Raw genomic sequence first — 21,301 nt, 5'->3', positions numbered from 1 at the left:
GGACGGACACGTCCACGACTTCTTCCGCCTCCTCCACCTCCACGACCTCCACCACCGCCACCAGCGCGAGCGTGTCGGACGTCGTGACCGCCGCCGACGCGTTCATCGCCACGCTCGACGACGACCAGCAGTCCGAGGTCCTCCTGGACTTCACCGAGGCCAACGCCACCGCCTGGTCGAACCTCCCGTGCGGCTCGACCTGCCGCGTCGGCATCGAGTTCAGCTCGCTCACCGACGACCAGTTGACCGCCGCCAAGGCGGTGATCGAGGCGGCGACCGGCACCGGCGCCGACACCGGCTACGACCAGATCACCCAGATCCTGGCCGCCGACGACTACCTGGGCGAGACCGCGTCCGGCTACGGCAGCGGCAATTACTACCTGGCCTTCCTCGGCACCCCGAGCACGGACGGCACCTGGCAACTGCACTTCGGCGGCCACCACCTCGCACTGAACCTCACCTACAAGGACGGCGCGGTCGAGGGATCCACACCGTTCTTCGTCGGAGTCGAACCCACCTCCTTCGCTGAGGACGGCACCTCGTACGCGCCCCTGGACGGCATGCATGACGCGATGCTGTCCATGCTGGAGAGCCTGAGCGACGACGAGTTGACGGACGCGAAACTGTCCGAGTCCTTCAGTGACGTGCTGCTCGGCCCGGACGACGACGGGGACTTCCCGGAGACCAAGGAAGGCCTCCAGGTCAGCGAACTCACCGACGACCAGCAGGCGTTGGTGCTCGCTGCCATCAAGCCATGGGTCGATGTGGCCGACGACGACACCGCCGCCTCCGTACTGAGCGGCTACGAGTCGGATCTCGACGACACCTACATCTCCTACTCCGGCACCACCGCTCTGGACACCCAGGGCGACTACGTCCGCATCGACGGACCGGGCGTCTGGATCGAGTTCGTCGTTCAGGACGGCGTCGTCTACACCAGCCAGGTGCACTACCACACCGTCTACCGCGACCACGACACCGACTACGGAGGGGAGTTCACGTTCTCATGAGCCGCCTGCCGATCTCACTGTCACGTGCCCTGCGCACGGTGACCGGGATCGCGGCGGCGGTGACGGCGGCGCTGCTTCTGGCAGCGCCGCCCGCTGCCGCGCATCCCACGCCGCACTCGGTACTCCTGCTCGACGTGCACGAGACGACGGTGACCGCCGAACTCGAACTGCCCGTAAGCGACTTCTCCCGGGCGAGCGGTATCGGCGTCGACGACCGGACCACCGCGAAGCAGTTGGCGGCACGCAAGGCCGTGATCCGCCGCTACCTCGCCGCCCACCTGCGCCCCACCACTCTCCACGGCAAGGCATGGACCGTCGCCTTCGGCGGCATCACGCTGAGCCGGGCGGAGCAGACGTCCACCGGCCCCTACCGCGAACTGATCGTCCAGGCCACGCTCACCGCGCCCGCCGGAGGCGACACCCGCCACTTCGACCTCGGCTACGACGCCGTGGTCCACCAAGTCGTCACACACACCGTGCTGGTGTCGATCCGTCAGGACTGGGCCACCGGCCAAGTAGAGGGCGGGGACGGGGAGTCGGCCACCCAGGTCGGTCTCATCCGCGTCGACTCCCGCACCATGAAGGTCACTCCGCTCACCATCAACCTGGAGACGGGGAGCGTCTGGAGCGGGACGTACGCCATGTTCCGGCTCGGCGCCGACCACATCCTCGAAGGTACCGACCACCTGCTCTTCCTGCTGATCCTCCTGCTGCCCGCACCCCTTCTGGCGGCCCGGCACCGCTGGCGCGGCACGGTGGGAACCAGAACCGCCATGAGCCGGATCGGCCGTACGACTCTTGCCTTCACCGTCGGCCATTCCCTCGCCCTCGCCCTGAGTGCCTTCGGGAGACTCGACATCCCGGCCCAACCGGTGGAGGCGTTCATCGCGTTCAGCATCCTGGTCGGAGCGGTCCACGCGATCCGTCCACTCTTCCCGGGCCGTGAGGCCGTGGTGGCCGGGTTCTTCGGCCTGGGGCACGGTCTGGCGTTCTCCTTCGTCCTGGCCGACATGCACCTCTCCACGACCCAACTGGCCCTCAGTCTGGCCGGCTTCAACCTGGGTATCGAGGCGATGCAACTCCTCCTGGTCCTCCTCGCCCTGCCGACGCTGCTCCTTCTCACCCGCCTTCCCGGGAACTCCTTCGTCCGCTGGGTCTGCGCGGGCCTGACGGCCACCGCCGCACTGGGCTGGCTCCTCGACCGCCTCGGCCTGTCCAACCCCGTGGCCCGGGCGTCGGACAGCGCCGGAACGCACACGTCCGACCTGTTCGCCGTCCTGATCGGTGCGGCGGTGTTCTCGCTGCTCTGGACGGTCGTCATCGCGATGAGAAGAGAGCAAGCAGCGGCCTTCACACGCTAATTTGTCCCTGTTGTCCCTGGCGCCCGCCTCGCAGTCCCACAAGCTGGAGGGTGCCGCGCCGTACGGGGGTGGGGTGGCCATGAGAGGAGGGCGATGAGGACACGGTTCGCCCTCCCCGCGGCGACCACCCGCCGACGCGCCTGCTGGCACGCCGTGGTGACGTTCGGTGTGCTGGTGGGCGTGGTCTGTCTGGTGCGGCGGCACTGGGCCGTGGTCGCGGGCGGGGCCGGGCGGCTTGCCGTCGCCGATCAGGGGTGGTTGCTGGTGGCGGGCACGGCCGCGCTCGGGACGTGGGTGTCCTCGGCGGTCGCCCAGCAGGGCGCGGTGCCTCAACGGCTGCCCGGTGGACGGCTGGTGGCCGCGCAGCTCGCCGCGTCGGCCGCCAACCACGTGCTGCCCGCCGGGCTCGGCGCCGGCGCGGTCAACCTGCGTTTCCTGACGCGCTGCGGGCTGCCGGTCGGCCGCTCGGCCAGTGCCCTCGCCGTCAAGGCGACCGCCGGTGTGGTCGTCCGGACCGTGCTCATCGGGGTGCTCGCCATGGCCTGTCCGGGAGTTCTACGAGTCCCGCGCGTCTCCCTTGGCGTGGTGGGGGTCGTACTCGCGGCCCTCGTGCTCGTGACCGTGTTGCTGAACTGCCCCCTGTGGCCCCGGTGTCGACGGGCGCTCGCCGCAGTGCTGACCGACATCCGGGCCGTGCACGCGCGGCCGCAGCGGGCGGCGGCGCTGTGGGGCGGCTCGCTGGCCTTCGCCGCGCTGCACTCCCTGGTGCTGATCTGTGTCACCCAGGCCGTCGAACTGCCGCTCTCCCCGGCCCGGGTGGCGCTCCTGTACCTCGCCGCCAGCAGCGCCGCCGCCCTGCTGCCCACCCCGGGTGGCATCGGGTCCCTGGACGCCGCTTTGGTCTTCGCCCTCACCGCCTCCGGAACCACGGCCGCGGCCGCCGCTTCCGTCGTCCTCGGCTACCGGCTGCTCACCGTGTGGCTGCCGCTGATCCCCGGCCTGCTGGTGCTGGGTGTACTGGTTCGGCGCAAGGACCTCTGACGTCAACCGGTGTTTCCCGCCACCCCGGTTCAGGTAGGACAACCTCATCGACCAACGGGCGAGGGGGAGTCGCATGGCAGGGAACGAGACCGACGGCCGGTTGGGGGAGGAGTTCTTCACTCCCGGGAACTCGTCGTTCACCGAGTTCCTGGCCGCGCACCGGCCCGCACTGCTGCCCACCCGCCGCCCCTTCCCGGACGGCGTCCGCGCCGGCGACCACCAATTCCCGCACGGCACCACGGTCTTGGCCCTCTCCTATCGCGACGGCGTACTGATCGCCGGCGACCGCAGGGCGACCATGGGCAACGTCATCGCCCAACGCGACCTGGAGAAGGTGCACCCCGCGGACGACTACACCGCGGTCGCCTTCGCCGGCACGGTCGGGCTGGCCGTCGACATGGTGAAGCTGTACCAGGTCGAGCTGACGCACTTCGAGAAGATCGAGGGCATCCCGATGACCCTCAACGCGAAGGCCACCCGGCTCGCCGGCCTGATCCGGCAGAACCTCGGACAGGCCATGCAGGGCCTCGCCGTCGTACCGCTGCTCGTCGGCTACGACCCCGCCGCCCCGGAGGGCGCCAAGGGCCGTATCTTCACCTTCGACGTCGTCGGCGGCACCTACGAGAAGTCGGACTTCCACGCCGAGGGCTCCGGATCGCCGTACGCCAGAGGCGCCCTGAAGAAGCTGTTCCACCGGGGCATGTCCCGGCGGGACGCGGCGCTGGCCGCGTTGCAGGCCTTGTACGACGCGGCCGACGACGACTCGGCCACCGGCGGCCCGGACATCAACCGCCGTATCTTCCCCATCGTGTCGGTCATCACCGAGGACGGTTTCGAGCGGCTGCCCGAGCCGGAGACCGAGGCCCTGACCCGCGAGATGGTCGAGCAACGCCAACACCACCCGGACGGGCCGACCGTGGCGCCCTGAGCGGCGGGCGGCGCCGTATGGGAAAGGGTCCGGCTCAGAGGGGAACACCGCGTTGACCAGTGTCGTAGGAGAAGCCGAGCAGTCCCGTGTCTGGTCGCACCCGGGGCTCGGGCTGCACGCCGTCGTCGATGCCGCCGGAGCGGTCCGGCTGGGCGCGCCCGGCCAGGACTGGGCCTGTCTGGTGCCGCTCGTCGAGGTGACCGCCACGGGGCACGGGCGCACATGGTCGGGGGAGCGCTTCATCGCGACGGCCATCGGCGACCGACTGGCCTACCGTGACCACGACACCGTGACGGAAGGATGCGTCGAGCGTACGGCGATCCGGCTGGCGGACCCGGTGACCGGGCTGGCCGCCGAGGTCGTCCTGGAGACGGAGACCGGCGCGAGCTTCCTGCGGGCGCGGGTCCGACTGGTCAACGAGGGCGCGGGTCCACTGCGGTTGGAGAGCGTGACGACCCTGACCCTCGGGGGCATCGCGGACGCCGAGGGCGGTCTCGACGGACTGACCCTGCACTGGGCGGACAACGACTGGCTCGCCGAGTGCCGCTGGCGGCAGGCCGAACTCCGTGGCCGGCTCGTCGCGTTGAGCCGGTCCGGGCCCGGCCCCGACGGGCGCGGCTGCTTCTCGCTGCATTCACAGGGGAGTTGGTCCACGGCCCGGCACCTTCCGATGGCCGCACTCACCGACCGCGACGGCGGGGCCTGGCTCTGGCAGATCGAGTCCAGCGGGGGCTGGCGCTTCGAGACCGGCGAGCGCCAAGGCACGGTCTACGTCGCCCTGTTCGGGCCCGACGACGCCCATCACCAGTGGCACCACACCCTCGCCCCCGGCCAGGACTTCCACACCGTCCCCGCCGTGCTCGTCCGCGCGGAGACCGGCGGACTGGACGCCGCCTTCGCGACCCTCACGGACCACCGCCGCGCCATCCGCCGCGAGCACTCGGACCACCGCACCCTCCCGGTGATCTACAACGACTACATGAATACCCTGATGGGCGACCCCACCACCGAACGGCTCCTGCCCCTCATCGACGCGGCGGCGGCAGCGGGTGCGGAGGTCTTCGTCATCGACGCGGGCTGGTACGACGACGACTCCCAGGGCTGGTGGGACTCCGTCGGCGCCTGGGAGGCGGCCGCCAGCCGCTTCCCGGGCGGTATACAGGAAGTTCTGGACGCCATCACCAAGCACGGCATGACCCCGGGCCTCTGGCTCGAACCCGAAGTCGTGGGCGTCCGCAGCCCGTTGGCCCACACCCTGCCGCCCGAGGCGTTCTTCCGGCGCGGCGGAGTGCGCGTCACGGAACACGGACGGCACCAGCTCGACCTGCGCCACCCGGCCGCCCGCGCCCACCTCGACGGGGTCGTGGACCGGCTGGTCGGCGAGTGGGGCATCGGCTATCTGAAGCTCGACTACAACATCAACATCGGCCCCGGCACCGAGAACGGCACCGAGAGCGCGGGCGCGGGACTGCTCGGGCACCACCGCGCCCACCTCGACTGGTTGCACGGTCTCCTCGACCGTCATCCCCGACTGGTCCTGGAGAACTGCGGATCGGGCGGACTGCGCATGGACTACGCCCAATTGGCCGTGGCCCAGCTCCAGTCCACCAGCGACCAGCAGGACCCGCTGCTCTACCCGCCCATCGCCGCCGCGGCCGCCACCGCCGTGACTCCGGAGCAGGCCGCCGTGTGGGCGTACCCGCAGCCGGACCAGAGCCGCGACGAGATCGCCTTCACCCTCACCGGCGCGCTCCTCGGCCGTGTCCACCTCTCCGGCTTCCTCAACCTCATGACCGAGGAGCAGTTCGACCTCGTCCGCTCGGCGATCGCCGTCTACAAGGACATCCGGCCGGAGATCACCACCGCGCACCCCTTCTGGCCGCTGGGCCTTCCGAGCTGGGAGGACGAGTGGATCGCGCAGGGACTGCGAGGTGCGCGGTCCACGTATGTGACGGTCTGGCGGCGGAAGTTGGGCGACGGCGGCCCCGCCGACACCAGGCGCACACTGGCCGTACCCCACCTGCGTGGCGCCCGGGTCCAGCCCACGGTGCTGTATCCGGCGACCGGCGACGCCGGCGCGGAATGGGACGCGGCTGAGGGCCGATTGACGATCTCGCTGCCTCGGGCCGACACCGCCGTACTCGTCCGGTTGGGCGCTACACCACAGGCCCCCGGGGCACATGCTCCTCTCGCGGAGGTGCGGCCCCGTCCGTGACCCGTCGCAGCGGCAACCAGCAGGCCGCCGCGCACAGGCACACGCCGAGCCAGCCGACGGCGAACAGCCAGCCGCCGAGCACATCGGTGAACCAGTGCACGCCCAGATACACGCGGGTCAGCCCGACCAGCGCACCCCAGCAGCCGACGGTCAGGCAGAGCAGCGTGCTCCCGTGCGGGGCGCGTACACGTATCGCGAGGATCACCAGTCCGGCGGTGAGCGCCGCCGTGGTGGTGTGGCCGGAGGGGAAGGCCCAGCCCGAGGCGTGGGTGGCCCAGTCGACCTGCTCCGGGCGGGGGCGCGAGACCAGGTTCATCACGCCGTACCGCAGGCCCTGGCCGGATGCCAGGCAGGCCGTGGCCAGGGTCGCGGCGAGCACACGTCCGCGCGCGGTGCGGCCGGTGAAGGCTCCGGCGAGGATGACGAGCGCGTACGGGACGATGCCGGTGCCGGTCGCGGTGAGACCCCGGGCCAGCGCCACCGCCACGTCCGGGCGGTGCGCGAGGGACCAGGACAGCGCGTCCTCGTCCGTGAACAGGGGAGCGCCCTCGTGCCCGACCACGACCATGCTCAGCACACCGAACGCGACCCAGGCGCCCAGGCCCACGCTGCCCGCGAGCTCGGCGACGTCCTTGCGGTTCATGACACCAGCAGCGGTCGCAGCCGGGTGGCCGTGAGCCGCCGTGCCAGGGGCTCCGGCCACCGCTTCAGCAGCGCCATCGCACCCAGTGCGAGGAGTGCGCCGACCGCCATGCCCGCCACGACGTCGTGCGGATAGTGGGCACCGACCCAGACCCTGGACACCGCCATCGCGAGCGCGGCCAGGGCCGCCGCGGCGCCGAGCCGACGGGAGACGAAGAACAGGGCGATCGCGGCGGCCGCGGCGATCGTCGCGTGGTTGCTGGGGAAGGACCAGTCACCCGGCGCCGGACACGCCTCCAGTGTGGTCACTCCCAGGCTCCGGCAGGGGCGGATCTCCCGCACCGCCGACTTGAGCAGGGAGTCGATGCCGTACGCGGCCACCACGACCACCGGCACGGCCAGTGCCGTCACCGCCGCCTCGGCACCGACCCGGCGCGCCCGCCACCAGCCCACGAGCATCAGCACGGCGAACACCACGAGCCCGTACGTCGACCAGGCCGAGACCGCGCTGTCCAGCCAACCGGGCGCGTGCCGGGCGGAGTCGACCACGTCCGTGTAGGCCTCGCCGTCGATCGACGAGCCCTGGAAGGCGACAAGGATCATCCGCGCGCCTCCCCGGCTCGGGCGGCCTTGCGGGAGCGGTACACCTCGGCGGCGAGGGGGAGCAGCGACACGATCACGATGAGGGCGACCATCGGCAGCAGGTACTTGTCGACGTTCGGGATCGAGGAACCCAGCGCGTACCCGGCGAGCGTCAGTCCCAGGCTCCACACCAGGCCGCCGACCATCTGCCACACGGTGAACGTCCGCAGCGGCACTCCGAGGGCGCCCGCCATCGGGTTCAGGACCGTCCGCACCACCGGCACGAAGCGGGCCAGCACGACCGCCTTCGCATAGCCGTACCGCTCCAGTGACTCCTCGGCCCGGCGGGCGCCTTCGCGCAGCCGGCCGGAGCGACTGCGGGCGAGCAGGGCACCGCCCGCCTTCCGGCCGAGCAGATAGCCGCACTGGGCTCCGGCGAGCGCACCCACCGCCGCCGCGATCAGAAGGGGCGGCAGCGACAGCTTCACGGCTCTGTCGGCGCCGCCGGTGCACAGCAGACCCGCTGTGAACAGCAGCGAGTCGCCGGGCAGGAAGAACCCGATCAGCAGCCCCGTCTCGGCGAACATCACCACGCCGACGCCCAGCACCCCGAAGGCGGCGAGCAGCGACTTGGCGTCCAGCACATTGACGGCGAGCTGGGACGCCAGGTCCAAGGGTGTGGTCATCGTCGCGAGCCCCTTCGCCGGTGTGACTACAAATCTGTAGACGGTCTACTTAACTGTAGACGATCTCGGCGCACGAGGAGTTCCGCACTTTTGCCCGGTCGTTGCCGATTCATGACCGGCTGACTACATGCATGTAGTCATGATGGTCCGCGAAGTAAGGCATGCCTTCACTAACCAGGAGGGGTCGCACCCGATGTGGGACGACGCGTTTCCGAGCTTTCTGATCGGGCTGCGGGAGGGGCTGGAAGCGGGACTCATCGTCTCCATTCTGATCGCCACAATCGTCCGCGCCGACGCCAAGTCCCGCCTGCCGCAGGTGTGGACGGGCGTGCTGGCCGCGATCGCCCTCGCCATGAGCTTCGGCGCGGTGCTCACCTTCACCGCGGCGAACCTCTCCGCCACGGCCCAGGAAACGTTCGGCGGCGTCCTCAGCGTGATCGCCGTCGGGTTCGTCACCGCGATGGTGTTCTGGATGCGCCGCTCGGCCCGCACCTTCTCCGGCGAGATCAAGGAGAAGGTCACCGGCGCGCTCACCATGGGCGCCGGAATGCTGATGCTCACCTCCTTCCTCGCGGTGGGCCGCGAAGGCCTGGAGACGGCCCTGTTCCTGTGGACCACCGCCCGCGCGGCCGGTGAGTCCTCCGGCCCCCTGGCGGGCGCCGCCATCGGGCTGGTGCTCGCGGCGGGCCTGTGCTGGGGCCTGTACCGCCGGGTCCTCAGGATCAACCTGACGAAGTTCTTCACCGCCACCGGCGTCGTCCTCGTCGTCATCGCCGCCGGAGTCCTCGGCTACGGCCTGCGCGACCTCCAGGAAGGCGGTGTCCTGCCCGGTGTGACCACCTACGCCTTCGACCTCGGCGGCAGCGTCGACGCCGGCTCCTGGTACAGCACCCTCCTCCAGGGCGTGTTCAACCTGATGCCCACGATGACCTGGCTCCAGGTCGTGGCCTACGTCGGCTATCTCGCCGTGGTCCTGCCCCTGTTCGTGCGCGGAGTGCGCGCCAAGACCCCGAAACCCGAGCCCGCGCCCGCCGAGGCGCGCGAGGCCGCCCCGGCCCCCCGCCGCCGACCCGTCTGGGTGCTCCCTGTCGCCGTGGTCGCCGTGCCCGCGGTCATCGCCGGACTCGTCGTCGCCTTCGCCCGCCCCAAGCCCGCGGACTCCGAGACCGTGGCCGTCTCCGAGACGGAGTGCGGCAAGGGCTTCACCGCGCCCGACACCGGGCGGCAGACCTTCCAGATGCACAACTCCGGCGACAAGACCGCCGAGGTCTATCTCATCGACCCGGCCACCAATGCGGTCTACGGCGAGATCGAGGGCCTCGCCCCAGGCACCACCCGGGATCTGGTCGCCACCGTCGCGGGCGGCTCCTACGCCTGGCGCTGCGTGCCCACCGGCGCGAAGGCCGTCACCTCCGCCACGGTCCACGTCAGCGGCGGGGGAGGAGCGGTGCAGGCTGTCGTCCCCGTCTCCGAGAACGATCTCGCCGCACCTCTCAAGGCCTACAAGGTCTACGTCGACCAGGGCCTGGCCACCCTGGAGACCCAGACCCGGCAGCTCGTCGCCGACATCGCCGGCGACCACCTCGCCAAGGCGCGCACCGACTGGCTCACCGCGCACCGCACCTACGCCTCGCTCGGCGCCGCCTACGGCACCTTCGAGGACTTCGACCAGAAGATCAACGGCCGGTCCGACGGGCTGGCCGGGGGAGTCGACGACAAGGACTTCGCGGGCTTCCACCGCATCGAGTACGGGCTGTGGCACGGGCAGTCGGCGAGTGAACTCAAGGCGCCCGCCCAGCGGTTGGCCGCAGCGGTCGTAGGACTGCGGAAGGCGTTCCCCACCCAGGACTTCGACCCCGGCGATCTGCCGCTGCGGGCCCACGAAATCCTGGAGAACGCCCTCCAGTTCGAGCTGACCGGCGACACCGACGAGGGCAGCGGCACCAACCTCGCCACCGTCGACAGCAACCTCGCCGGCACCCGCGAACTGCTCACCGTACTCAGGCCGTTGCTCACCAAGGAGTCCCCGAAGCTGCTCCCCACCGTCGACACCGACGTTGCCCGGCTGCAGCGACTGCTCGACTCCGCGCACCGGGGCGGCAGTTGGACCCCGGTCGAGCGGCTCGACCAGGCGGACCGGGCCCGACTCGACGGCGTCACCGGGCAGTTGCTGGAGGACCTGGCACCGGTGCCCGACCTGCTGGAGATCAGGAAGTCCGCCTGATGCGTACCGAGAACAGCCGTAGTGAAAGTGAAGGGAACCGTCCGATGCCGTCTGCCGCAACCCCGGGCTGTCCGGCCGGAGCCGGCCGCCGCTCCTTCGTCCGGACGGCGCTCGGCGCCGGGGCCGCCGGGGCGGCACTGGCCGGCGGGGCGTTCGCGCTCGCCGAGACCGGCGGTACGACCCAGGCCCGGGCCGCGGACACCGCGAACGCCGGCCAGGTGCCCTTCCACGGCACCCACCAGGCGGGCATCCTCACCCCCGCGCCGGCCGCCGCGACCTTCGTCTCCCTCGACGTGATCGCCGACAACCGCGCCGAACTCGCCGACCTGCTCCGCACGATCACCGAACGGGCCCGCTTCCTCACCTCCGGCGGCACCCCCACCGACCTCGGCGTCGGCGCGCCGCCCGCCGACAACGGCATCCTCGGACCGGACGTCCCCGCCGACGCCCTCACGGTCACCGTCGGCGTGGGCGCGTCCCTCTTCGACGACCGCTACGGCCTCGCCAAGGCCAAGCCGCGCCGGCTGACGCCCATGAGGACGTTCCCGAACGACAACCTGCGCGCCGCCGAGTGCCACGGAGATCTCTCGCTCCAGGTGTGCGGCGCCCGTCAGGACACGGTGCTGCACGCGCTGCGCGACATCGCCCGGCACACCCGCGGCGGCATGCAGATCAAGTGGCGTATCGACGGCTTCCAGAACACTCCGCGCCCCACCGGTGCCCAGCGCAACCTGCTCGGCTTCAAGGACGGCATAGCCAACCCGAACGTGAAGTCGACCAGGGAGACCGACCGGCTGATCTGGGTCGGCGACGGACAGGGCGAGCCGGCCTGGGCGAGCGGCGGCAGCTACCAGGTGATCCGGATCATCCGCATGCTCGTCGAGTTCTGGGACCGGGTCTCGCTGAACGAGCAGGAGCTGATGTTCGGCCGCCGCAAGGACACCGGCGCCCCGCTGGACGGCGCCAAGGAGACGGACATCCCGAACTACGCCAAGGACCCCAAGGGCGCGGCCATCCCGCTCGACGCCCATATCCGCCTCGCCAACCCGCGCACCGCGGCCACCGACACCTCGCGCATCCTGCGCCGCGGCTACAACTACGACCGGGGTATCGACGACGTCGGCAACCTCGACATGGGCCTGGTCTTCTGCTGCTACCAGCAGGACGTGCAGCGGCAGTTCGAGGCGACCCAGACCCGGCTGATCGACGAGCCCCTCGTCGACTACATCTCCCCGACGGGCGGCGGCTACTTCTTCGCGCTGCCCGGTGCGCGGGACGCCAAGGACTGGCTCGGGCGGGGTCTCCTGGCCACCTGACCAGTCATTTTTCCTCTCCTTGAGCAAGACCTGCCGTGATCTTTGCCGACCGTTACTGCGAATGGGTTGCAGGTACGGGAGGATGGCACGAGGTTGCACTCCGCGACCGCGTACCCGGCAGAAAGACGCTCCTCGATGACGGCCGCGCCCCAGTCCACCTCGCCGCTCCCCGCCACGGTCGCGGCCGCGCGGCCCTCGGTCTGGTACCGCGTCCGTACGTCCATGACGCGGCAGGAGTGGACCAGGGTCGGCGGGATGGCCGCGTTCGTCCTCGCTCTGCATGTGATCGGCTGGTTCACGCTGGTGTGGATCGTGGCGCCGGGGCACTACAGCGTCGGCGAGAAGTCCTTCGGTATCGGCATGGGCGTGACCGCGTACACGCTCGGCATGCGGCACGCGTTCGACGCGGACCACATCGCGGCGATCGACAACACCACGCGGAAGCTGATGAGCGAGGGGCAGCGACCGCTGTCCGTCGGCTTCTGGTTCTCCCTCGGCCACTCCAGCATCGTCTTCGGCCTGACCCTCCTGCTCTCCCTCGGCGTCAAGGCGCTGGCCGGCCCGGTCCGCGACGACAACTCCCAACTCCACGACGTCACAGGCCTGATCGGTACGACCGTCTCGGGCACCTTCCTCTACGTCATCGCCGGCATCAACCTCGTCATCCTGGCCGGCATCTGGAAGGTGTTCCGCCAGATGCGCTCGGGCCACTTCGACGAGGCGGCCCTGGAGGAACAGCTCAACAACCGGGGTTTCATGAACCGCGTCCTCGGCCGCTTCATGAAGTCGATCACCAAGTCCTGGCAGATGTACCCGCTGGGTCTGCTCTTCGGCCTCGGCTTCGACACGGCGACCGAGATCGCGCTGCTGGTGCTGGCCGGTTCGGGCGCCGCGTCCGGCCTGCCCTGGTACGCGATCCTGTGCCTGCCGGTCCTCTTCGCCGCCGGTATGTCACTGCTCGACACGATCGACGGTACGTTCATGAACTTCGCCTACGGCTGGGCCTTCTCCAAGCCGGTCCGCAAGGTCTACTACAACCTGACCATCACCGGCCTGTCCGTCGCCGTCGCCCTCATCATCGGCACGGTCGAACTCCTGGGCCTGTTCGCCGAGAAGCTCGACCTCCACGGCTTCTTCTGGGACTGGATCGCGGGCCTCGACCTCAACATCATCGGCTTCATCATCGTCGGCCTGTTCTTCGCGACCTGGATCGTGGCCCTACTTGTATGGAAGCTCGCCCGCATCGAGGCCAAGTGGACGGCAGGTCTGGCCCAGCCTGCGGAACAGCCCGCCGACTAGCCGCTCTCCGCACGGACTTCACGACCGCACCCCCGCCTCCTTCCGCCACTTCACGATCTGCTTCTCCGCGTCCCCCGTATACGACCACGGAGTCGATGTCGCCCGGCGTCCCATCATGCCCAGTACAGCCGCCGAGACATCCTTCGTGCCCGCGTAACAGGACGCGTGGGCAAGGTAGTTGAGGTCGCGGAGTTCGCCGGGTGGGACGGGGCCGTCCTGGCGCGGGGCGAGCCAGCGTTCCCAGGTGCGGCGGACGTCGCTGACCGCGCCGTCGTGGGTCCAGTGCTGGCCGAGGCCGACCGCGGCCTGTTGGCCCTTCGCGGCGTCGAGGACGAAGCGGTACTCCTCGACTCGGGCGTATTGGACCAGCACCGGCAAGGGGCAGCCGGGCGGTGCCACGCCCGCCGCGTCGCGGGCGAAGTCGTACATGAGGCCGTGGCTGCCGTGCCAGCGGGAGGAGTAGTAGTGCAGGACCTGGAGGTGCCCCTCGACGCTGTACGGGTCGCGGCGGTGCAACTCGTCCCACCAGCGGGCGAGTTCCTGGCGCCGTACCCCCGACGGATAGAGGCGGGCGACGGAGATCAGGGAGATCCAGGGCGTGGGGTCGTCGGGGTAGAACTCCGCGGCCTGGAGGCAGGCCATGACGGCGGCGTCGATACGGTTCCGGTCGATCGGCACGCCCCGGCCCGCCGCGATGGCGAGATTGAACGCCCGGGCCGTCTCTGTCGCCGCCCGCAACGTGAGGGCGTCACCGCTGCGGGGTTCGGCGGCCAGCCACGACTCCACCGTGGAACTGCTCGCGCAGGCCTGCGCAAGCGACCGGATCCGGTGGCCCCGATCGAGCCAGTGCGCGCCGGTGATCCGCAGGAGTTCCCGCAGCCCCTGCCAACGGCCGATGACGATGTCGTGCCGGGCGGAGGTGAGGGCCGCGTCCCCGCAGTCGGGGTCGAAGTCGGGGGTGAAGCGGTCTCGCGCCATCGGGGTGCCCCTCAGAAGTCGGTCGGGAGACCCTGATGGACCCGGGACTGTTCGGGCACGAAGTCGTCGGGGACGTAGTCCGTCTCGACGGTGTGGGTGGCGTCGAGCCGTGCGGGACGGTAGTAGTCGCTGCCCTGTCGCCAGTACCAGAACATCGGGACCAGACCCACGGCCAGCCCGCCGATGCCGATGGCGATCGCCGCGTTGCTCAGACTGCTGAGCGACTCGACGAAGATCCAGAACATGAACAGCGCGCCGAACAGCGGCCACAGTCCGCCGAAGAGGAAGTTCGCCGCGGACTTGAAGAGCATCTTGCGGTACGCGACGACGACCGCGAGGCCCGCCAGACCGTAGTACACGGCGATCTGCAGACCGATCGCCGAGATCGCGTCGGAGAGGATCTCGCCCACGGAACCGAGCGCGTTGGAGGCGATGAACATCACCAGTGCCACCCCGCCGACCACGGTGATCGCCACCCAGGGCGTGTTCCAGATGCGGTGGACCTTGCCCAGCGCGGCCGGCATCGTACGGTCGCGGCCCATCGCGAACAGCGAACGCGTGACCTGGATGAGAGTGGTCTCCAGCGTGGCGATGGTGGACAGCATCACCGACACGATGAGCAACTTGCCGCCCCAGCCGGGCCACAACTCGTCGCCGAGCACGGCCAGTACGTTCGCGTCGTTGCTCTCGATCTGCCGCGAGGACAGGATGATGTTCACCGCGATGGTGAACACCTCGAAGAGCAGGAAGACGATGCCGACGCCGATCAGGCCCGCGAGTCCGGTCGTGCGACGGCTGTTGCGGGTCTCCTCGCTGAGGTTGCTGGTGACGTCCCAACCCCAGTAGTAGAACGCGGCGATGAGCGCGCCCGACGCGAAGCCGGACACCCCGTCGAAGTGGCTGAAGCCCAGCCAGGACCAGTCGAAGGCGCGGGCGTTGTCGGAGTGGAATACGGCGAACACCGCGAACAGTGCCAGGATGCCCAACTCCACACCGGACATGACGAGTTGGGCGCGGACCGTGAGGCGGGCGCCGCCGAGCACCACGAGCAGCATGATCACGAACCAGGCGGCGCCGACGACCGTCGACAACGCCGTGTTGTCCGCGAGGCTCTGATCGAACAGGGACAGTGTCATCGACCCGGCGGGCAGCGAACCGGCGACCATGAAGATGGTCGCGGAGACCACCAGGGCCCAGCCGCTGATGAACCCCAGAAAGGGATGCAGGGTGCGCCCCACCCAGGAGTAACTGGCGCCCGCGTTCACGTCGATACGGCCGAGGTAGCTGAAGGCCAGAGCGATGCCCAGCATGGGGATCGCGCAGTAGAGAAGGGCGGCCGGACTGGCCAGCCCCACCGCGCCGACCAGGACCGCGGTGGTCGCGGCCAGCGAGTACGCCGGGGCGCTGCCCGCCACGGCCATCACCACGGTGTCGAACGTGCCGAGGGCGTTGGCCTGTAGCCCTCTGCCCCTGATGTTGCTCATGGATGCGCTGCTTTCCGTCTTGCACGACGTGGGGGGTTGAGCGAACCGGCCCCGGACCTGAGAGGGGTGGCCTCGGGTCAGCGGCCGGTCGAGTCAACAAAAAGGGGATGGTGGATACCCGTTCAACCGCTGCGTCGGCGGACGGTCACACCGTGTGTGGGTGTGATGATAGCGGTACCTCTTGACCTTTCAAGATTGACCAGTGAGTAATCTCCTGTGAACGGTCAGTCGCCGAGTCGGTCGATCTGCCGCAGCTTGTTGGTCGCGTCCAGGGCCGCGACCTTGTAAGACTCCGCGAGCGTCGGGTAGTTGAAGACCGCGTCCACGAGATAGTCGACCGTTCCACCGCAGCCCATGACCGACTGGCCGATGTGAATGAGCTCCGTGGCGCCGGTGCCGAAACAGTGCACGCCGAGCAGGGTGCGGTCGGTGGGGGAGACCAGCAGCTTGAGCATGCCGTGCGAGTCGCCGATGATCTGGCCGCGCGCGAGTTCGCGGTAGCGGGAGATGCCTACCTCGAACGGCACGCACTCCTCGGTGAGTTGGTCCTCGGTCTTCCCGATGAAACTGATCTCCGGGATGGTGTAGATGCCGATCGGCTGCCGGTCGTCGATCCGGTGCACCGGCTCGCCACAGGCGTGGTAGGCGGCGCTGCGGCCCTGTTCCATCGAGGTCGCGGCCAGTGCCGGGAAGCCGATGACGTCGCCGACCGCGTAGATGTGCGGCACCGCGGTACGGAAGTTCTCGTCGACGTCGATCCGGCCGCGCCGGTCGGCGGACAACCCGGCCTTGTCCAGGTCGAGTTCGTCGGTGAGCCCCTGCCGGCCGGCGGAGTACATCACCGCGTCGGCCGGTATCTTCTTGCCGCTCTCCAGGACGGTCAGCGTGCCGTTGGCGTGCCGCTCGACGGCGGCCACGGTCTCCCCGAAGCGGAAGGTCACGGCGAGGTCCCGCAGGTGGTACTTGAGCGACTCGATGATCTCCAGGTCGCAGAAGTCGAGCATGCCGGCCCGCTTCTCCACCACGGTGATCTTGCTGCCGAGCGCCGCGAACATGGAGGCGTACTCCATCCCGATGACACCCGCGCCGACGATGACCATGGACCGCGGGACCTTCGGCAGGTCCAGGACGTTGTCCGAGTCCATGATGGTCCGCCCGTCGAACTCGACGGTGTCGGGCCGCGCGGGACGCGTACCGGTGGCGATGATGATGTTCTCCGCCGTCAACAGCCGTTCGTGGCCGGTGATTTCGGTCAGGGCCACGGTGTGCGGGTCGACGAAGCGACCCGTGCCGGCGAACAGGGAGACCTGGTTGCGGGACAACTGGCTGCGGATGACGTCGACTTCACGGTTGACCACGTGCTGCGTCCGGGCGGTGAGGTCGCCGACGGTGATGTCGTCCTTGAGGCGATAGGACTGCCCGTACAGATCTCGCTGGGTGAGGCCGGTGAGATAGAGCACCGCCTCGCGCAGTGTCTTGGAGGGGATGGTCCCGGTGTGGATGGAGACCCCGCCGACCATGTCGGGGCGGTCGACGACGGCGACCCGGCGGCCGAGCTTGGCCGCGGCGATGGCGGCCTTCTGGCCACCCGGTCCTGAACCGATCACAAGCATGTCGAAGTCGGGCACCTCCGGAGTCTGTCAGTCGGAGCACCTCCTCCGAAAGGGCGAACCGGTAACCGGATGCCCACAAGACGGCCGGGGACCGGCTAGGGGAGCAGTTTGTCCAAGGCAGCAGGCCCCTCCGCCTCGATCTTCCGCCGAGCCCACTCCAGGTTCTTCGGCGTGACGTCCCGGCCGGTCGCCAGGACCACGTCCTCCGGGGCCACCTCGGTACCGGTACGGGCGTGCAGCAGGGCGTCCGGGGTGGCGCGCTCGGTGCCGTCTGTGCCGTCGGGGGGTTGTGCTCTCGACATGGTGCCTCCTCCGGGCGGCCGGAAAGTGCCGTGGGTCCCACTCCCACGATTCCCCGCCCGTCTCCAGTGTGCATCCGGAAGAGTGGCCGAACGAGAACGTGAACCTAAGCTGGAACCGGCCCGCGCGGGCCCGAACCAGGGAGGCTGCCGCGATGGTCGACACCCCGCCCCACCAGGACACACCCACCGGCCCCGGATATCTGCCCATCGCCGAGCACGGACTGATCGGCGATCTGCGGAGCGTGGCGCTGGTGGGCAGCAACGGCACGATCGACTGGTACTGCTGCCCGTCCTTCGACGCCCCCAGCGTCTTCGCCTCGATCCTGGACGCGGAGCGCGGCGGCTCCTTCGAGCTGGCCGCGACCGTGCCCGCGCGCACCAAGCAGTTCTACTTCCCCGACACCAACGTCCTGATCACCAGGTTCTTCACCGAGGACGGCGTCGGCGAGGTCCAGGACTTCATGCCGGTGACCGGGGAGACGGACGAGTCGGCCCGGCACCGGCTGATCCGCCGCGTGCTGTGCGTGCGCGGCACGGTCCCGTTTCGGACCCGCATCGCCCCGCGGTTCGACTACGGCGCCAGCCCGCACACCGCGCGGATGATCGGCGACGTGGCCCTCTTCGAGTCCGCCGAGAAGTCCCTCGCGCTCACCGCCACCGTGCCCCTGGAGTGCGACGGCGTCGATGTGTGGGCCGACTTCAAGCTCGACGAGGGCGAGTCCGAGGTGTTCGCCCTCGACCAGGTCGACGGCGAGGTGAGCCCCCGCCCCTGCGCACGCCAGGAGGCCGAGGACGAGTTCGCCGGCACCGTCGCCTACTGGCGGCGCTGGCTGTCCCAGTCCCGCTACCGAGGCCGCTGGCGCGAGATGGTCCACCGCTCGGCCCTCACCCTGAAGCTGCTGACCTACGCCCCCACCGGAGCGATCGTCGCCGCCCCCACCACCAGCCTCCCCGAACAGCTCGGCGGCGAGCGCAACTGGGACTACCGCTACGTCTGGATCCGCGACGCCGCCTTCTGCGTCTACGCGCTGCTGCGCCTCGGCTTCACCGGCGAGGCGAAGGCGTTCATGCAGTTCGTGACCCGCTACATCACCCCCGGCGACGGCAACCCGTCGGGCCCGCTCCAGATCATGTACGGCATCGACGGCCGCAGCGAACTCGCCGAACGCGAACTCCCCCATCTCGAAGGGCACTTGGGATCCGCCCCGGTCCGGGTCGGCAACGCGGCCGCCGACCAGCTCCAACTCGACATCTACGGCGCCCTGATCGACTCCATCTACCTCTACGACAAATGGGCCGAGCCCATCTCCAGCGACCAGTGGGACGACGTGTGCGCCCTGGTCGACTGGGTCTGCGAGCACTGGGACCAGCCCGACGAGGGCGTCTGGGAGACGCGTGGTGGCCGTAAGAACTTCCTCTACTCGCGGCTGATGTGCTGGGTCGCGATCGAGCGCGGGATCCGCCTCGCCAACCGCCGCGGACTGCCCGCCGACCTGCCGCGCTGGCTCCAGTGCCGCGACACCATCTACCGCCGCATCATGGACCGCGGCTGGTCCGAGACCCGCCAGGCCTTCGTGCAGTACGAGGGAAGCGAGGTCCTCGACGCCGCCGTGCTGATGATGCCGCTGGCGAAGTTCATCGCACCCACCGACCCCAAGTGGCTGTCCACACTGGACGCGTTGACCGAGGAACTGGTCTCCGACTCCCTCGTCTACCGCTACAACCCGCAGGCCAGCCCCGACGGACTGCGCGGCGACGAGGGCACGTTCTCGATCTGCTCCTTCTGGTACGTCGAGGCCATGGTCCGCGCCGGCCGCGTCGACGAGGCCCGCCTCGCCTTCGAGAAGATGCTCACCTACGCCAACCATCTCGGCCTGTACGCCGAGGAGATCGGCCGCACCGGCGAGCAACAGGGCAACTTCCCGCAGGCGTTCACCCATCTCTCCCTGATCAGCGCCGCGTTCAACCTGGACCGGGCGCTGGGCTGATCGCGTCCGGGTCGCGCAACAAACGTCACTGAGGTGTCACAGCACTCCGCGACACCACAACTCCCGTCGTACGTCTCGTGTCGAACCCCCTGACCGCAACAAATTTGACTCACGGGGGAACACACCATGACGAACGTGTCACGCAAGAAGGTCTCCGCCGCCGTCGCGTCCGCGACCTTCCTGCTCCTGGCCGGCGCCGGCATCGTCGCCGCACCGGCCAGCTACGCGGGCGTCCCCGGCGGCACCAGCGCCGTCGACCGCAACAGCGACTTCAACGGGGACGGCTACAACGACGTCCTGATCGGCGCGCCGTCGGGCACCGTCGACGGCAAGGAGGGCGCCGGCTACGTCACCGTGCAGTACGGCGCCCCGAACGGCATCGCCACCAACAACACCGTCCCCAAGGGCCGTACGGCCGTCATCAGCCAGTCCACGCCCGGCGTCCCCGGCACCTCGGAGACGTATGACTCCTTCGGCCAGGCGATCGCCACCGGCGACGTGGACGGTGACGGCTACGACGACGCGATCATCGGCGCGCCCGGAGAGGACGAGGGCAGCGTCGAGGACGCGGGCCGTGTCACCGTGCTGTACGGCTCCAAGGCCGGCCTGGGAGCCGAGACGAACGACTCCTTCACCTCCACCACCCCCACGGCGGGCGCCCGCTTCGGGCAGTCCGTGGCGGCGGCCCGCTTCACCGGCGCGACCGACACCGACGAGATGGCCGTACTCGACAACAACGGCGCCCAGGTCTTCACCTACCACACCGGCATCCTGCACTCGATGGGCGCACTGAACACGACCACCCACCCCGGCGGCCACCGCCTCCAGCCCGCCTACCTCACCACCGGTGACTACGACCGCAACGGCTACGCCGACCTGGTCATCTCCGGCTACAGCCCCGACGACGACTACCAGCAGGGCTGGTCGGCCCTCTACGCGGGCGGCGAGACCTCCCTGACATACCGTCAGGACCTGAACGGCGGCCTCGGCACCGCCTCCGGCGACATCAACGGCGACGGCTACGACGACCTGGTCCTCGGCCAGCTCAGCAGCGCCGACGACAAGGCGGAGGGCGACGACGGCGGCAAGATCGCCGTCTACTACGGCAGTTCGGAAGGCACCGCCGGACCCGCGGACTGGTGGTCGCAGAACTCCCCGGGCGTGCCCGGCACTTCGGAGCACGGCGACGCCTGGGGCAACGACCTCTCCGTCGGCGATGTCGACGGCGACGGCTTCGCGGACGTGGCCGTGGGCGCGCCCGGCGAGGACGTCGGCACCGTCCAGGACGCGGGCGCCGTCTGGCTGTTGCGCGGCTCGCGCGAGGGCGTGACCGCGACCGGCGCCCAGTCCTTCGACCAGAACACCGCGGGCATCCCCGGCACCGCCGAACAGGACGACGCCTGGGGCGCCCAGGTCCGCCTGGCCGACACGGACGCCAACGGCCGCTCCGAACTGGTCGCCTCCGCACCGGGCGAGAACTCCGGCGACGGCTACGTCTGGTTGCTCCCGGCCGGCCCGAACGGCCTGCTCGCCGACGGCTCTTCGCTGTACGGCGCGGCGGACCTCGGCGGCGCGGCGAAGGCGGCGGCGTTCGGGGCGGCGATCGACGAGTAGGGAAGAGCGGGGAAGTGA

The 21,301-nt window shown here is 69.9% G+C and carries 17 protein-coding genes; 10 read left to right on the top strand and 7 right to left on the bottom strand.

Features of this window, described 5'->3' with window-relative positions:
* The first annotated feature begins 83 nt into the window (after window positions 1-83).
* The 5 genes from ABZT04_RS08520 to ABZT04_RS08500 all read left to right on the top strand — a co-directional run bounded on the left by ABZT04_RS08520 (window position 84) and on the right by ABZT04_RS08500 (window position 6,555).
* Window positions 84-1,010 carry a DUF3500 domain-containing protein gene (locus ABZT04_RS08520; protein WP_356054428.1) on the top strand — a complete coding sequence of 309 codons (927 nt, stop codon included), beginning with the start codon at window positions 84-86 and terminating at the stop codon, window positions 1,008-1,010.
* A complete protein-coding gene (locus ABZT04_RS08515) occupies window positions 1,007-2,371 on the top strand; it encodes a HupE/UreJ family protein (protein ID WP_356054426.1) in 1,365 nt (454 codons plus the stop codon). Before ABZT04_RS08520 ends, ABZT04_RS08515 begins: the two co-directional genes overlap by 4 nt.
* 93 nt (window positions 2,372-2,464) lie before the next feature.
* A complete protein-coding gene (locus ABZT04_RS08510) occupies window positions 2,465-3,412 on the top strand; it encodes a lysylphosphatidylglycerol synthase domain-containing protein (protein WP_356054423.1) in 948 nt (315 codons plus the stop codon).
* Between the two features lie 73 nt (window positions 3,413-3,485).
* Window positions 3,486-4,340 carry a proteasome subunit beta gene (prcB, locus tag ABZT04_RS08505; RefSeq protein ID WP_356054421.1) on the top strand — a complete coding sequence of 285 codons (855 nt, stop codon included), beginning with the start codon at window positions 3,486-3,488 and terminating at the stop codon, window positions 4,338-4,340.
* Between the two features lie 52 nt (window positions 4,341-4,392).
* Window positions 4,393-6,555 carry an alpha-galactosidase gene (locus ABZT04_RS08500; protein ID WP_356054419.1) on the top strand — a complete coding sequence of 721 codons (2,163 nt, stop codon included), beginning with the start codon at window positions 4,393-4,395 and terminating at the stop codon, window positions 6,553-6,555.
* Here the strand turns inward: ABZT04_RS08500 and ABZT04_RS08495 are convergent.
* From ABZT04_RS08495 to ABZT04_RS08485, 3 genes are read right to left on the bottom strand one after another with little or no spacing between them, the layout of a single operon-like run.
* The gene (locus ABZT04_RS08495; RefSeq protein ID WP_356054417.1) at window positions 6,497-7,198 is read right to left on the bottom strand and encodes a phosphatase PAP2 family protein; all 702 of its coding nucleotides are present in this window, start codon (window positions 7,196-7,198) and stop codon (window positions 6,497-6,499) included. The genes ABZT04_RS08500 and ABZT04_RS08495 overlap by 59 nt on opposite strands.
* Window positions 7,195-7,797, bottom strand: a complete 603-nt coding sequence (locus ABZT04_RS08490) for a phosphatase PAP2 family protein (protein ID WP_356054594.1) — start codon at window positions 7,795-7,797, stop codon at window positions 7,195-7,197. Before ABZT04_RS08490 ends, ABZT04_RS08495 begins: the two co-directional genes overlap by 4 nt.
* Window positions 7,797-8,465 (bottom strand): DedA family protein, encoded by a 669-nt coding sequence (locus tag ABZT04_RS08485; protein ID WP_356054415.1) that lies wholly within the window; start codon window positions 8,463-8,465, stop codon window positions 7,797-7,799. The genes ABZT04_RS08490 and ABZT04_RS08485 overlap by 1 nt, the downstream gene beginning before the upstream one ends.
* A gap of 193 nt (window positions 8,466-8,658) precedes the next feature.
* Between ABZT04_RS08485 and efeU the strand changes: the two genes are divergently transcribed.
* The 3 genes from efeU (at window position 8,659) to ABZT04_RS08470 (ending at window position 13,304) form a co-directional block, all read left to right on the top strand.
* Entirely contained in the window at window positions 8,659-10,689 is a 2,031-nt protein-coding gene (gene efeU / locus ABZT04_RS08480; protein ID WP_356054413.1) for an iron uptake transporter permease EfeU, read from the top strand.
* Between the two features lie 44 nt (window positions 10,690-10,733).
* Window positions 10,734-12,005, top strand: coding sequence for an iron uptake transporter deferrochelatase/peroxidase subunit (gene efeB, locus ABZT04_RS08475; RefSeq protein ID WP_356054411.1), 1,272 nt, complete (start codon window positions 10,734-10,736; stop codon window positions 12,003-12,005).
* 135 nt (window positions 12,006-12,140) lie between these two features.
* Window positions 12,141-13,304 carry a HoxN/HupN/NixA family nickel/cobalt transporter gene (locus ABZT04_RS08470; protein WP_356054409.1) on the top strand — a complete coding sequence of 388 codons (1,164 nt, stop codon included), beginning with the start codon at window positions 12,141-12,143 and terminating at the stop codon, window positions 13,302-13,304.
* 18 nt (window positions 13,305-13,322) lie between these two features.
* Here ABZT04_RS08470 and ABZT04_RS08465 read toward each other — a convergent pair whose 3' ends face one another.
* The 4 genes from ABZT04_RS08465 to ABZT04_RS08450 all read right to left on the bottom strand — a co-directional run bounded on the left by ABZT04_RS08465 (window position 13,323) and on the right by ABZT04_RS08450 (window position 17,681).
* A complete protein-coding gene (locus ABZT04_RS08465; protein WP_356054407.1) occupies window positions 13,323-14,282 on the bottom strand; it encodes a hypothetical protein in 960 nt (319 codons plus the stop codon).
* An 11-nt stretch (window positions 14,283-14,293) separates the two neighbouring features.
* On the bottom strand, window positions 14,294-15,766 hold the full coding sequence (locus tag ABZT04_RS08460; RefSeq protein WP_356054405.1) for an APC family permease: 1,473 nt from the start codon (window positions 15,764-15,766) through the stop codon (window positions 14,294-14,296).
* A gap of 224 nt (window positions 15,767-15,990) precedes the next feature.
* Window positions 15,991-17,394: a Si-specific NAD(P)(+) transhydrogenase gene (sthA, locus tag ABZT04_RS08455; protein ID WP_356054403.1), complete on the bottom strand. Its 1,404-nt coding sequence runs from the start codon at window positions 17,392-17,394 to the stop codon at window positions 15,991-15,993.
* A gap of 80 nt (window positions 17,395-17,474) precedes the next feature.
* Window positions 17,475-17,681, bottom strand: coding sequence for a hypothetical protein (locus ABZT04_RS08450; RefSeq protein ID WP_356054401.1), 207 nt, complete (start codon window positions 17,679-17,681; stop codon window positions 17,475-17,477).
* A gap of 152 nt (window positions 17,682-17,833) precedes the next feature.
* On the opposite strand from ABZT04_RS08450, the gene ABZT04_RS08445 reads away from it, so the two are divergent.
* Together ABZT04_RS08445 and ABZT04_RS08440 are read left to right on the top strand one after the other, a co-directional pair.
* A complete protein-coding gene (locus tag ABZT04_RS08445; protein ID WP_356054399.1) occupies window positions 17,834-19,669 on the top strand; it encodes a glycoside hydrolase family 15 protein in 1,836 nt (611 codons plus the stop codon).
* 126 nt (window positions 19,670-19,795) lie between these two features.
* The gene (locus ABZT04_RS08440) at window positions 19,796-21,283 is read left to right on the top strand and encodes an esterase (protein ID WP_356054397.1); all 1,488 of its coding nucleotides are present in this window, start codon (window positions 19,796-19,798) and stop codon (window positions 21,281-21,283) included.
* The last annotated feature ends 18 nt before the right edge of the window (window positions 21,284-21,301 follow it).

The sequence above is a fragment of the Streptomyces sp. NPDC005492 genome (assembly GCF_040605995.1).
GTDB lineage: Bacteria > Actinomycetota > Actinomycetes > Streptomycetales > Streptomycetaceae > Streptomyces.
This window is presented reverse-complemented; position numbering and strand designations above follow the sequence as displayed.